This is a genomic window from Tigheibacillus halophilus (assembly GCF_042683165.1).
Lineage (GTDB): Bacteria > Bacillota > Bacilli > Bacillales > Amphibacillaceae > Tigheibacillus > Tigheibacillus halophilus.
Window position 1 is genome coordinate 845,048 of sequence record NZ_JBHUIZ010000003.1, and the last position, 14,219, is coordinate 859,266.

Below are 14,219 nucleotides of genomic sequence, written 5' to 3' on the forward strand. Positions count from 1 at the left end.
AACATATTGCCAGGTGAGCCATTCTATATTGAAAGCGGGGGGAAGGTAGTGAAACAACGGAATAGTGAAAGCAGGGAGAGACAGTTTTCTTCGCAGGAGCAAACTTTGCTCACGGATGATCGTACAAGCGTACAACCTGAACAGGATGAAATACAGATTAGAGAAATGGATGTTCTAAACTTACCACCGAGGAGCGAAGTACATCAACATGCCGAGACAAGCTTCCATTTGAAGTTGAAACGTCCGCTCGCCCGTTTTATCATTGTCGTTTTATTGCTTGTATTACTATGTGTAGGAGGCATTTATTTGCAAAAGACGGGAATCATCGATATTATTTCTATATTCAAGTAGGTGATTTCATTTTGAATGATACATAGAAGAAGGCATGAGAGATTCGATTTATCCCGAAATCAAGCCAAAACATCTCATCCATTCCGATTTTGGTATCAGGCGTCTATAGGATGGCACTGTGAAGTTTCCAATAATAATATCAATAAATAGCGCATACTTTTGCAGATATTGAAGAGACTCGTCCATTGTTCATTATACCCTTCATTTGATCACACCAGCCCAGCTTCAAATGGTTCAAATCCTTGGTACATGCATTGCAGCATTTCGAACATTTGAAGTCGGCTATGCATCTCTTGTATTATAAAAGCTATGTCTCCTAATAAGGTTGTTTTTCTAAATAACAAAGAAGACTTGTATTTAAATCGCTATATATGCTGCATAGATCTGTCCAATCAGAGAAGGTCATTTTGCTTGGCACGCAGTATTCCCACATGCTTATGTGGTATGATGAAGAACTTATGTTTTTGTTCATTAGTAAAGACAATAAATGCCGTTCAACAATTTGAAAATCAGCATATACTATAAGAAAAGCTGGTCAAAATTCCACTGGTCAAGGGAGGGTACTTACATGCGCATCGAGCGGGTCTCCAATAATCAATTTACAATGTTCCTTACCTTTGATGATCTGATAGAACGAGGTTTCACCAAAGAGGATTTATGGTATGATGCAAAAGATGTACGTAATTTGTTTAGCGATATAATGTATGAGGCTAGTTTTGAGCTGGGTATTGAATTAGCTGGCAGTTTGCTCGTACAGGTGTATCTCATGCAAGCGCAAGGAATGCATGTCACTGTGACGCAAAAAGTTGCTGATGTGGATTGGGAAGACGATTTCATTGAAATGAAAGTGACACTTGATGAAAGCAATGAACTGCTTTTTTCATTTGCAGATTTTGAGCATGTCATCCAGGTTTCTCATTGCTTGGCCAATCTGAAAATTGGCGGGGGCTCTGTGTATCATATGAACGATAGATATTATATGCTATTTGAAAAAGCTGATTTAAAGCATAATATAACAGAGGATGTTATTGCAGTAATGTCAGAGTTTTCAGTGCCGAGTATTCTGACTTCTCACCGTTTGTTAGAATATGGGAAAACCATCATAGCAAATGACGCAGTGGATCAGATCATTCATCATTTCAAATGAAACAAAAAACCAGCGCATCCGTGTGAGGGCACCGTTTCCGGAACCGCTTTCACTTTCGGGTGGGAAAATGACTTTATTGTATTGCATATTTATGATGAAGGTGTATACTAATCACTGAGTAATGCATTATTACACTAATTCATTAGATATATCTAGGAGGTAAATTCATGGTAGCCGATCATGCAGCAGATTCTGCCCAAGAAAAACGTAAAGAGACAGATGTTCTCGAGTCAACAAGGACAGTCGTGAAGAACGCGTTGGAAAAATTGGGTTACCCTGATGAGGTTTTTGAATTATTGAAAGATCCGATTCGGATGATGACTGTAAGGATTCCAGTTCGAATGGACGACGGTACAATGAAAATGTTCACTGGTTATCGGGCTCAGCACAACGATGCCGTAGGACCAACCAAAGGCGGTGTGCGTTTTCATCCTGACGTGACAGAAGATGAAGTAAAAGCATTGTCCATTTGGATGAGTCTCAAAGCCGGGATAGTCGATCTTCCCTATGGCGGTGGGAAAGGCGGTATCATTTGTGATCCGAGAGAGATGTCTTTTCGGGAACTGGAAGGTTTGAGCCGCGGCTATGTGCGTGCGATCAGCCAAATTGTAGGGCCGACGAAAGATATTCCCGCACCAGACGTCTTTACGAATTCACAAATCATGGCTTGGATGATGGATGAATACAGCCGTATCGATGAATTCAACAGTCCGGGCTTCATCACGGGAAAACCGATTGTTCTTGGAGGATCTCATGGCAGAGAATCTGCTACTGCAAAAGGAGTTACGATCGTCATCAATGAAGCTGCCAAAAAAAGGGGCTTGGATGTAAAAGGAGCAAGAGTGGTTGTACAAGGATTCGGCAATGCAGGAAGCTTTTTATCAAAATTCTTGCATGATGCAGGTGCAAAAGTAGTCGGCATTTCTGACGCTTACGGTGCTTTGCATGATCCAAATGGTTTGGATATCGATTATTTGCTTGACCGTCGCGACAGCTTTGGTACGGTTACAAAGCTTTTTGACAATACAATTTCTAATAAAGATCTGCTTGAATTGGATTGTGATATTCTTGTTCCTGCTGCAGTCGAAAATCAAATTACAGAAGAAAATGCCCATCGCATAAAAGCTGATATAGTGGTAGAAGCGGCTAATGGGCCAACGACTATGGCTGCAACAAAAATTCTGACAGAACGCGGAAAATTACTTGTACCCGATGTATTGGCATCCGCAGGAGGAGTCACTGTATCTTATTTCGAATGGGTACAAAATAACCAAGGGTATTATTGGACAGAGGAAGAAATTGATAAAAAATTGCATGAAAACATGATTAAGGCGTTTAACGCCATTTATAATACATCGCAGACACGCCGTGTGGATATGCGTCTGGCGGCTTACATGGTCGGTGTGAGAAAAATGGCAGAAGCTTCCAGGTTCCGTGGTTGGGTATAACAAGCCAAATTGGCTTCATTTTAAAACGAAATGAATGACGGGCAAACTCTTATCTAGTATAATCAGATAAGAGTTTGCCTTTTTGCGAAAAGAAAAATATTCATGCTAGAGAAAGTAAAGTTTTTATTGTGAAAATGAAAAAGGAAGTGCAATACATGCAAAATGAAGAAGTCATCATCATTGGCGGTGGGCCTTGTGGTTTGTCATGTGCGATTGCGTGTCAGGAAAAAGGGCTTCATCCATTGATTATTGAAAAAGAGAATATCGTAAATACGATTTATCAATTCCCAACCCACCAAACATTCTTTAGCTCCAGTGATAAGCTGGAAATAGGTGGCATACCTTTTGTGAATGAAAAAAACAAACCAGTACGAATTCAGGCATTGACCTATTACCGGACTGTAGCGCAACGGAAACAGCTTCGTGTCCATTCATTTGAAAGAGTCACTGGAATACAAAGAAAAAATGGCCGCTTTCTCATTTCCAGTAAAAAACAGGGCAATAAAACAGGAGAGTATATGGCAACCAATGTCATCGTCGCTACTGGTTATTATGATCAGCCTAACTATATGGGGATTCCTGGAGAGGATCTCGATAAAGTGATGCATTATTTCAAAGAGGGTCACCCTTATTTGAACAAAGACGTTGTCATCATCGGGGGTAAAAATTCGGCAGTGGATGCTGCAATCGAATTGCATAAAGCAGGAGCTAACATAACTGTGCTCTATAGGGGAGACACCTATTCCAACAGTATAAAGCCATGGATATTACCGGAATTCGATTCGCTTGTTCGCAAAGGCCTCGTTGAAATGAAGTTTAATGCCTGTGTAAATAAGATCACCGAGTCACATGTATTTTATGAGGTGAACGGGATTGAAAAGAAAATAGAAAATGATTTTGTGTTTGCTATGACGGGTTACCGCCCGGACATTTCTTTTTTACAAAATGCAGGTATGGAAATTAATCCGGCCAACGGTAAACCAATTTATGACCAAAAAACGATGGAAACTAATATTCCTGGGCTATATATCGCTGGTGTAATTGCTGCCGGATATAACAATAATGAGATATTTATTGAAAACGGACGCTTTCATGGGGAAATGATTGCTAATCATCTTGTTTGAAGAAAAAAATTAGATGTTGTGACATCGCGTCATAAAAGATTCAATTTGTATCATTGTTGTCATAAAAATAAAGCGACTGAGCTTTTTATTAATGATATGGATTCCTCACGTATTGCCCGAAATAGTGTTTATCATCGTGCTGAAAATCACTCATTTTTCAATAGGAACGCTTTGCCTTTTCAGCGAGAAAATATGCTGTGGTGGGCAATGGTTCCTTTTTGTTTTTAAGCAGCCAGAACAGTTGACAAGCGTATACAGCCTCTGGATCGGGCCAGGTATGATACTTCACCAGTCAGAAAGCTTTAATGACGTCTCCCTTCTGTGAATCCGCCATGTACCCTTTCCCAAGCATATCCCGCCTGAAGCAATTGTTTTTCGGAAAAATGATTTCCAATGAATTGCATGCCGACTGGAAGTCCTTTGTGATCTAATCCCATTGGTACAGATAGGCTTGGCACCCCAGATAAATTGGCAGGAGAAGTAAATGGCAAGCAGCGTTTGATAACCTCTAAATTCTGGTCAACCCAATTCTCAGCGAACGCTGGTGTCGTAATCGGTATAGTTGGACCAAGCAGGATATCGACATTTTTAAAGGTCTCATGAAGTACATCTACCATTTTTCTGCGTGCTTGTTGTGCATGAATGTATTGTGTTGTGTTCGTGAGTGTACCAGCTAGGAAAAAACTCCGGATGTCTGGCGAATAATCCCCGGGGCATGTTTTCAACCAGCCGGAGTGTAAAGAGGAAGCTTCTCCAGTTACGGTTATATAGCCTGCGAACGGCGACATGGTTAGTTCGGGGATAACTATTTCTTGTATTATTGCGCCCAAATTTTGCAGTCTAGCTATTGCGTCATTGAATAGTTTCTCAACATCGGGGTCCAGTCCCTTTAAGTAATATGTAGGAATTGCTATTTTAATACCCTTTATCCCTTTGTGAAGCTCCTTTGTGTAATCAGGGACAGGAATGCGGACACTTGGCGGATTGTTTGCATCATAGCCTGCCATGTATTGCAGCAAGATTGCCAAATCCGAAATCGACCGTGCCATTGGGCCGGCATGATCCAATGACCAAGCTGTGGGAAAGATACCTTGTGTGCTAATGAGTCCAACAGTTGGCTTCATTCCATAAATGCCGCACATTGCTGCCGGCAGGCGGATGGAACCGAAAGTATCTGTTCCGGTTGCCAGTGTTGCCAGTCCTGCTGCCAGAGCTGCACTACTGCCACCACTTGATCCTCCTGGCATATGGCCCATATTCCATGGATTACGTGTTGTACCGAAGCAAGGGTCGGTCCCAGTCGATCCAGCCGCAAGTTCATGCATGTTCGTTTTCCCCAACATGACTGCCCCTGCTGCGTACAATTTGTCAACAACTGTCGCATTTTTATCTGGAATGAAAGTGGCAAAAAGTTTAGAGCCAACTGTCGTACGTATATCTTTTGTAAAGTAATTGTCTTTGATACCGACAGGAATGCCGTGCAGGGCGCCTTTATAGTGACCTTGCATGATATCTGTTTCTGCTTTTTTCGCTTGAAAAAGGGCTATATCGAAAAGGGGAGTAATATATGCCTTGAGAGTGGGATCAATGTGGTGAATGCGGTTGACGATATGTGTTGTCAATTCTACCGGAGATAGTTGCTTCGATTTGATCAAAGGGGCAAGCTCAGCAGCCTTCATAAAGGCCAATTCAGTCATTTCAGCAGCTCCTTATCAACAATCAAGAATGGAAATTCATGATAAGGAAGCGGAAATCGGTCTAGTGAAGGTTGTTCCTGAATAATCGTAAATAAAATAGAATGGATATAGGGGATATCATCCTCACAGAACGAAAAACCATACATTTTCAGTGTCTGCCGTATATAGTTTACTTCGTTCATACGACTTTTCCCTCCTATTTCTGACGTTGAAAAATAAAAAGATAGTGGGAAATAGGGATGGCTACTTCCCACAATTACGCAATTTATGTTCTGTCCCAAAATCGTTGTTCGGCAATTGCGGCTGCAAAGTCTTTTCCAAAGTCAGTGCTGTTATCTGCGAATACTACTCCTGCCAAGTTGTTCGCTTGCGAAGTTTGAATATAAGTTCTCCCTGAGGAAGCAACACCAATTGGTTTATAATGGGTGTACGCCACTTGTACGAAAGACAGGATATCCTGCTGGAATTTGGCCTGGTTTTTAGAATTGCCTCCAACGATGTATAGTGCATCAACCAAGTAAGGACTGCCAGTAAGAAAGGTTTTATCCACTTTGAGCTCTGTACCGCTTGCTCCTCTGACAGCACCAAGCTGTTCACTGATTATCTCGATAAAGACCCCATATTTCTGCAAAGTTTTAAGTGTATGCAACACTTCATTTTCATTGAATCCGTTGCCAATCAACACACCTACTTTTTGCGTATATGCATATTTAGGGGTATTAGCCTGGCTGAGAGAAGGGTAACTTGCAGAAACAGGTAAATTTTCACCACTCGGTCGGTCTACACCAACATTATCAGCAACGATACATGCCATCTCTTTATCGACCTTGACAAGCATATCAACCATTTGCTGGCGAACTGAAACGCTCTTTACACTTCCAATCTGATAGCTTAAACCTTCAATCGTATGCTGTTTTTCAACACGCGTCAAACTGTTCCAAAAAATTCGCGGCTGGGAAAAATAATCCTTAAATGAATCACTTCTGGCTCTAATTTTGTACCCCTCTACTTTTCCAGGGTAATCCTTATATCCGCCTTCTTCCGGGGGCACTGTGTATGGGGTGTTGTCTGCCAGTGAATTTTTATGGTAGTTAACTTGGTCAACATCAATTCGCTGCCTCATATAACCTCTTCGTTGGTTATTATGAAACGGACAAATAGGTTTATTAATTGGCAATTCAACATAATTGGCGCTGCCGAGACGATGCTGCTGTGTATCTCTATATGCCATCAATCTTCCTTGCAAGACAGGATCATTGGAAAAATCGATGCCAGGAACAACATTAGCTGGATTAAATGCAACTTGTTCAGATTCGGTAAAGTAATTATCAATATTTCTATTCAATGTCATCTTACCAATAATCTGGACAGGTACAAGCTCTTCCGGCCAAAATTTTGCTGGATCAAGTACATCAAAGTCAAATGCGAATTCATCCTCCATCGAAATCAGCTGTACACCTAATTCATACTCCGGATAAGCTCCACAGTCAATCGCTTGCCTCAGATCGCGACGGTGAAAGTCCGGGTCGAGTCCGCCGATTTTCAATGCTTCATCCTGAAGAAGAGAATGGACACCTAATACTGGCTTCCAAACGTACCTCATAAAGGTTGCTACTCCTTGTTCGTTCACAAACAAATACGTATTAATCGACCAAGACTCCATCATTCGATAGCTTCTAAGAATACCACGGTCAGACATGATCCACAGCACCATATGAAGCGCTTCGTCATTATTGGCTACATAATCCCAGAAACGATCGTGTGCCCCGGAAGCTGTTGGGATATCATCAGCTTGCTTTGCCTGATACGCATGCATCGCATCCGGAAATTTCATCGCGTCCTGATTGATTAATACAGGCATAGCTATCGTTGTCAGATCAACATTCCCTTCTTCTGTATATAGCTTTACACCCTGGCAACGTAAATCCCTTGCAGTATCGTAGGATCCTTTAGCGCCCTGAACAGTTGAAAAACGGATGGTTAATGGCGTTTTTTTTCCGGCTTCTTGCAGGAATCCCGCTTTCGTCACATGCCTCATGGACTGATAGCATTCAAACTCTCCGTATGCACTATAACCTCTGGCATGGACAACCCTTTCTGGTATTTCTTCGTGGACAAAATGTGACATCTTTTCAAAAAACTCATAATCCTGACGTAAACTAGGACCACGTATACCGGCCTTTAATTGATCCTGGTCCTGGGATCTTTTTTTTCCCTCCTGTGTCGTCATTGGCTTCCCTGAATCTTGGATACGGTTTTGATCTAGTTGCTGTTGTTTGATGTTATTATTAACAGGCTTTTGGTTTCTCGATGACTTTTCATCCATGCAATCACCTATCCTCAAATTATTTGACTCCATTTGTAATTTATGTAATCAGTACCAGGAATATTCTAATTTGGAAATGCTTACTATAATTAAATACAATATGATTTAACATAGATTGCCACGTTTTGTAAGTAGCGATATCCTGCAATAAGAAAGAAAAGATACGGGAAATGGAAATGAAACAGAGGAGGGGGATTGACCTGGAAAATCACTTTTACAACAAAACAAAAAAGCCGGCTGTCTCAAAAAAGTCAATAAAATGAAGGGCAGTCCTATGCATTTCTTTTTTTGAGCAGACCGGCTTTATGATAAACACTCTCGTCAAACCCCGTTTTTGAAAAAATCGTCGATTAGGGAGTGCTGTTTTGTATATTCGAGTGCGATGAGTAATTTGATCCGTGCTTTGGGTCCGGTGAGACCATTCGTGAAAATAATTCCCATATCCTTCAATTGTTTGCCGCCGCCATCATAACCATATGTCGGCTGGACAATTCCCTGATAGCAACGGGAAACCAGTACGATTGGGATTTCGTCCTCAATCACTTTTTGCAGCGCTGAAACTGTTTGTTTCGGGAGATTGCCTTGTCCCATTCCTTCAATGACTAATCCATCAGGCTTCAAAAGATGGATGGCTTGAATAACTTCCTGATCCATGCCCGCAAAAGCTTTTAATAAATAGACTTTTTTACTGATTTTGTTTACATTTTTATAGAGTGGTCTTGGCAATGTTTTATGATGGAATAAGACCATATCACTTGTGACCAATCCAATCGGGCCGAATTGCGGACTTTGAAAGGTGGCAATGTTGCTGGTCGATGTTTTAGTCACGTTTGCTGCTGTATGCACTTCATCATTCATAACCACCAGCACTCCTTGATTTGCTGCATTTTCCGAAACAGCAGTCCGGACTGCGGCTATTAAATTATATAATGCATCAGAACCGATTTCGTTGCTGGATCTCATTGCTCCGGTAATGATAATCGGTTTTTCGGTATCCATGACCAAATCCAGAAAGTACGCTGTTTCTTCCAGCGTATCTGTTCCGTGAGTAATGACTATTCCGTCATAGTCAGCTCTTTTTCCAGCGATGAATACTGCTAGCTCAAGCATATGAGCAGGAGTTATTTGCGGGGAAGGGAGAGAGTAAATAATCTCTTCATCGATTTCCGCAATATCTATAAGCAGATCAGAAACACCTGATAAAGGATGCACATTGGCCGGTAAAACACTGCCGGTTTGTTCGTCTTGCAGCATGGAAATCGTTCCGCCAGTATGTATGATCAATACCTTTTTCAATTCTATCACCCTAATTTCTTTCTTGAATTAGTATTCCCAACGAGTACTACTACATGTTACGATATCTATGAAATAAAACCACTGCTCAGCAGGCTGTTTTCCTGGAGTTTTCACAGCCATGCATGATAAATATGAAACGGGGCCAATACATATGTTTGCCATCTTATCAGCGGGGGTCGCTCCCGCTTTTGCCTTGATGTCATTTTTTTATTTGAAAGATCGCTATACGGAACCGTTGGCATTGATTCTCAGAGTTTTCATTTTAGGAGCGCTTCTCGTATTGCCGATCATGTTTATACAATATGCATTCCAAACGGAATGGCATGAATCTACTTTAATAGAATCATTTTTTATTGTTTCGTTATCAGAAGAATTTTTTAAATGGTTTATGTTCATCTATGTTATCTATCATCATACAGAATTTGACGCCCACTATGACGGGATTGTGTATGCTGTAGCCATCAGTCTGGGATTTGCCACAGTGGAAAATATACTTTATTTATTTGTCAATGGCATTCAGTATGCTTTTACAAGAGCTATTTTTCCAGTATCTTCCCATGCACTGTTCGGTGTGTTGATGGGATATTATTTTGGTAAGGCTAAAATGTATGACTTAAACAGGAGAAAAAACATATTCTTTGCATTCCTTTTCCCGTTCCTGCTCCATGGCACCTATAATTACATATTGAAAATAACAAGTGTAAATTGGTCGCTGCCGCTTGTACCTTTTATGATCATTCTCTGGATGATGTGCCTGCAGCGCATGAAAAGCGCAGCAGTGAAAACCCAGCCGTGAGGTTTCAGCAATCATAGTCTATAACAATAAACAGCCGCTGCCGCTTCAGGCAGCGGCTGTTTACTTATTCACCATGTATATCAAATTCACTGCCTGCATGATAAAGCAAGATACAAATTTGAGCCGCGATGAATAATTTAGCAACGATATCAAAAAATAGGCAAAACCGGATCAATATAGCAGGAGGAAAAAATATGACATTTAGAAGATGGGTTGCACTATTGATTATTTTAACCTTTTTTTCATTGGCCCTGCAACCTGTATTGCTTCACAAGCAAAAAGCTTACGGGTTTAGCTCGCAGGTGATTGCGAATGGAGCTATTGGGGACGATGTGATCGAACTGCAGGCAAGGTTGCAGTACCTTGGATTTTATAAAGGAAAGATTGATGGTGTATTTGGCTGGGGTACATATTGGGCATTGAGAAACTTTCAACAGGAATTTGGAATGAAGGTGGATGGCCTTGCGGGGACATCAGTGAAACAAAAGCTGGCAAAAGCAAGCAAATACGATAAGAATTATGTCAAAAAGCAAATGTATGCACAGAAGGATTTCACCTATTACGGAAGCAGTAATAATGGCAAGCAAAACACGCAGCAAACCAATAGCAAACCCGCCAGTGTCCCTCCAGGTTATTCGCAAAACGATATCAAACTGCTGTCAAATGCTGTACATGGAGAAGCAAGAGGAGAACCATATGAAGGGCAGGTAGCTGTAGCGGCAGTTATTTTGAACAGGGTTGACAGCCCTTTATTCCCTAATACGGTTTCCGGTGTCATATTCCAGCCTGGAGCGTTCACAGCGGTTGCTGATGGCCAAATTTGGCTGACTCCGAATGAAACCTCCAAAAAAGCGGTGATTGATGCGATCAACGGCTGGGATCCGTCAGGAAATGCCATTTATTATTTTAATCCTGATACAGCAACTTCGAGTTGGATTTGGAGCAGGCCACAGATTAAAAAAATTGGCAAACATATATTTTGTAATTAGAAAGGGTGATAAAAATGATTCGTTCCATCCTAATCGGCATATTGGCAGTTGGCGTAGCAGCGACAGCTTTTTGGGGCTACAAGGAACATCAAGAAAAAAATGCTGTATTACTGCAAGCGGAAAATACCTACCAGCGATCCTTTCATGAGCTTTCCTATCGGATGGATATCCTTCATGATAAGCTTGGAACAGCAATAGCGATGAATTCTGACTCAAGTCTTTCACCACAGATGACCGATATTTGGCGTGTGTCTTCAGAAGCACTTACGAATGTGGGGCAACTGCCGTTGACCTTATTACCTTTTAACAAGACAGAAGGTTTCTTGGTTGACGTTGGGAATTTCACTTATAAGACGGCGATACGGAACTTAAGTAAAGAGCCTTTAAGCAAGGATGAAACAAATAATTTGAAAAAGCTTTATCAGCAATCCGGTAATATAAAAGAAGAGTTACGTGATGTCCAACATGCCGTGTTGGACCATAACCTAAGGTGGATGGATGTACAGTTGGCTTTGTCCACACAGGATGAAAAATCAGATAATACGATTATCGATGGTTTGAAAACTGTTGAAAACACAGCGAGCAATTACGCCAATGAGGACAATCCATCACCTTTCATGCAAGCCTCCAATAAAAGGGAATCGTTTCAGAATCTGTCAGGAACAAAAATAACAAAAGATCAGGCATTGGATAACGGCAGCCGATATTTTGGAGTCGACAAACGGGATATTAAGGTAGCTAAAAATGGAAAAGGGGCAGCTTTGCCTTCTTATTCGCTTTCCTATCAGGATGGCAGAAAAAGAGGTTATATGGAAATGTCTCAAAAAGGAGGACACCTTATTTCGTTGCTTGTAAGCAGACCGATGACAGAAAAGAAGTGGAGCCTTTATGATGGGGCGAGAAAAGCACAAGATTTTTTGAAGGAAAACAAGATGGACGACATGAAATTGTATCAAAGCCAGGAATACGATCACACTGGTGTTTATTCCTTCTTGTATGAACAAGACGGGGTTAAAATCTATCCAGACAGCGTCAATGTCAAAGTAGCATTAGATCGTGGAGAAGTGGCAGGCTTGACTGCAGATAACTATTTCAAGAACCATGTCAAGCGAAATTTGCCAAAACCGAAGATCCCGGTTGAAGAAGCAAAGAAAAAAGTAAATCCGGCGTTGCATATTCAGGAAGATTCGATGGCGGTCATCGATAATGATTTGAATGAAGAGGTACTTGCGTATGAATTTCTCGGTGTAATGAATAACAACACCTACCGCATTTATATCAATGCGTTGGATGGCAATGAAGAGAAAGTGGAAAAATTGAGTGAGGCTGCTGTAAGCACATCATAAGCTGGTATCGGGGAAAAGACATTTTTCTTTTCCCTTTTTCCACTTTATTTGTCATAATATACGTATACATATAAAATTTTTGCGAATAAGGTGGTATATATGGAGCTTGGACAATTTATAAATCTGGAAATAAAAGATGCAAGCAGCCGTAAGCTGTTGAAATACCGCAGCAAAATCATTGATAAAGATAAAGATTTTCTTTATATCACCTACCCCGTGGAAGAACAAAATGGAAAAACAGCTTATTTTCCTTTAGGGACACATTTTCATGTTTCTTACATCGGTTCTGAGGAGAAAGTTTATCACTTCACCAGCGAAATATTGAAAAAAAGAAAGAAACCAATCCCAGCCATCTGTATCGCAATTCCAAAGGATAATGAATTGAAACGGATTCAGCGTAGAAAATTTGCGCGCATCGAAATTGTTTCAGATGTAGCCATCCATTCCACGGACGATTCTTTTCAGCCGTTCACAACAGTAACTACCGACCTCAGTGGAGGCGGCCTTGCATTCATCATACCTAAGCATATCAATATACATAAAACTTCAGTGAATATATGGCTGGCATTTGAACTTCATCGCAATATGTCTTACCTGAAAATTACAGGTGATATTGTAAGAATCATTGATGATGGAGACCACCATATCCGGTCAGCCTCGGTATCGTTCAAGGATTTGACCAGGAATGAAGAACAGATTATTATCAGGTATTGCTTCGAGAAACAGAGACAAGCTCGAAGAAAAGAATTGACATGACTATTTATAGATAAGCTGTTAAGGAATATGCCATAAATTCTCATGGTGTGTTATATTTATTTAGTGCATGAATATGATTTGAAATGCTTCATTATTTACAGGAGAGGAATGAATGGTTTGACCTTGAAAAAAACAATCCAAATCGCCATTGACGGACCTGCAGCTGCTGGAAAGAGTACTGTAGCCAGGAAAGTCGCTCAAGAATTGAAATATATCTACATTGATACAGGCGCCATGTATAGATCTATCACTTTAAAAGCGCTGCGGCATCATTTGGAGCTTGAAGATGAGAGGGTATTAACAGATTTGCTGAAAAAGACAGATATAGAATTGATACAAACTGAGGCGGGACAACGTGTGAAATTAGATGGGGAAGATATCACAGAGGATATACGCTCTCAAGAAGTATCCAATCATGTCTCCATTGTTGCCAAGCACCCGCTCATTCGTAAAGAAATGGTTTTCCGCCAAAAAAAACTGGCGGCTGAAAAAGGCGTCGTAATGGATGGAAGAGACATCGGTACGCATGTTTTACCAGAGGCGCAAGTGAAGATATTCCTGATTGCTTCAGTAGCGGAAAGGGCAAAAAGACGTCATATTGAAAATACGCAAAAAGGTTACGCTTCTGACCTTGAAGAGATTAAAAAGGATATCCAGAAAAGGGACGAGCTAGACAGTAAGAGAGAAGCCGCACCATTGATTAAAGCAGATGACGCAGTGGAAATAGACACGACATCTCGTTCCATCGAAGAAGTAACTCATCTTATTTTGCAAACAGCTGAAAAGAAAATAAATGATAAAACAAAAGAATCTTGATCACTTTTCATATTAGGGAAGTTGAAATTGGGGATAAATAGAGAGAATCGAGAAATTATTCGATAAATACAACTCCTTTGCTTGACAAATAAATACAATTATTAGAAGTTATAAAGAAGGGGTATAT

Annotated in this window: 13 protein-coding genes; 9 read left to right on the forward strand and 4 right to left on the reverse strand. The window is 40.8% G+C overall.

Translation table 11 applies throughout. From position 1 onward, the window contains the following. Positions 1-48 precede the first annotated feature (48 nt). The 4 genes from ACFSMW_RS04780 to ACFSMW_RS04795 all read left to right on the forward strand — a co-directional run bounded on the left by ACFSMW_RS04780 (position 49) and on the right by ACFSMW_RS04795 (position 4,070). On the forward strand, positions 49-351 hold the full coding sequence (locus ACFSMW_RS04780) for a hypothetical protein (RefSeq protein WP_390353469.1): 303 nt from the start codon (positions 49-51) through the stop codon (positions 349-351). A gap of 568 nt (positions 352-919) precedes the next feature. After that, complete coding sequence (locus tag ACFSMW_RS04785; RefSeq protein WP_390353471.1) at positions 920-1,498, forward strand: genetic competence negative regulator; 579 nt, start codon at positions 920-922, stop codon at positions 1,496-1,498. Positions 1,499-1,665: 167 nt separating this feature from the next. Beyond that, entirely contained in the window at positions 1,666-2,946 is a 1,281-nt protein-coding gene (locus ACFSMW_RS04790) for a Glu/Leu/Phe/Val family dehydrogenase (protein WP_390353473.1), read from the forward strand. 155 nt (positions 2,947-3,101) lie between these two features. Then, positions 3,102-4,070 carry a YpdA family putative bacillithiol disulfide reductase gene (locus ACFSMW_RS04795; protein WP_390353474.1) on the forward strand — a complete coding sequence of 323 codons (969 nt, stop codon included), beginning with the start codon at positions 3,102-3,104 and terminating at the stop codon, positions 4,068-4,070. A gap of 302 nt (positions 4,071-4,372) precedes the next feature. Here the strand turns inward: ACFSMW_RS04795 and ACFSMW_RS04800 are convergent, their stop codons facing one another. The 4 genes from ACFSMW_RS04800 to ACFSMW_RS04815 form a co-directional block, all read right to left on the reverse strand. Continuing rightward, on the reverse strand, positions 4,373-5,767 hold the full coding sequence (locus ACFSMW_RS04800) for an amidase (protein WP_390353476.1): 1,395 nt from the start codon (positions 5,765-5,767) through the stop codon (positions 4,373-4,375). Beyond that, positions 5,764-5,949: a hypothetical protein gene (locus ACFSMW_RS04805; RefSeq protein WP_390353478.1), complete on the reverse strand. Its 186-nt coding sequence runs from the start codon at positions 5,947-5,949 to the stop codon at positions 5,764-5,766. The genes ACFSMW_RS04800 and ACFSMW_RS04805 overlap by 4 nt, the downstream gene beginning before the upstream one ends. Before the next feature lie 83 nt (positions 5,950-6,032). Continuing rightward, positions 6,033-8,093, reverse strand: a complete 2,061-nt coding sequence (locus ACFSMW_RS04810) for a catalase (protein ID WP_390353479.1) — start codon at positions 8,091-8,093, stop codon at positions 6,033-6,035. Between the two features lie 321 nt (positions 8,094-8,414). Then, positions 8,415-9,389 carry an asparaginase gene (locus ACFSMW_RS04815; protein ID WP_390353481.1) on the reverse strand — a complete coding sequence of 325 codons (975 nt, stop codon included), beginning with the start codon at positions 9,387-9,389 and terminating at the stop codon, positions 8,415-8,417. A 151-nt stretch (positions 9,390-9,540) separates the two neighbouring features. On the opposite strand from ACFSMW_RS04815, the gene prsW reads away from it, so the two are divergent. The 5 genes from prsW (at position 9,541) to cmk (ending at position 14,092) form a co-directional block, all read left to right on the forward strand. Further along, positions 9,541-10,185, forward strand: coding sequence for a glutamic-type intramembrane protease PrsW (gene prsW, locus ACFSMW_RS04820; RefSeq protein ID WP_390353932.1), 645 nt, complete (start codon positions 9,541-9,543; stop codon positions 10,183-10,185). 194 nt (positions 10,186-10,379) lie between these two features. Then, entirely contained in the window at positions 10,380-11,174 is a 795-nt protein-coding gene (gene sleB / locus ACFSMW_RS04825) for a spore cortex-lytic enzyme (protein WP_390353482.1), read from the forward strand. A gap of 14 nt (positions 11,175-11,188) precedes the next feature. Continuing rightward, complete coding sequence (gene ypeB, locus ACFSMW_RS04830; RefSeq protein ID WP_390353483.1) at positions 11,189-12,520, forward strand: germination protein YpeB; 1,332 nt, start codon at positions 11,189-11,191, stop codon at positions 12,518-12,520. A 99-nt stretch (positions 12,521-12,619) separates the two neighbouring features. Further along, positions 12,620-13,276, forward strand: coding sequence for a flagellar brake protein (locus tag ACFSMW_RS04835; protein WP_390353485.1), 657 nt, complete (start codon positions 12,620-12,622; stop codon positions 13,274-13,276). Positions 13,277-13,384: 108 nt separating this feature from the next. Beyond that, a complete protein-coding gene (cmk, locus tag ACFSMW_RS04840) occupies positions 13,385-14,092 on the forward strand; it encodes a (d)CMP kinase (RefSeq protein ID WP_390353487.1) in 708 nt (235 codons plus the stop codon). Positions 14,093-14,219: the final 127 nt, after the last annotated feature.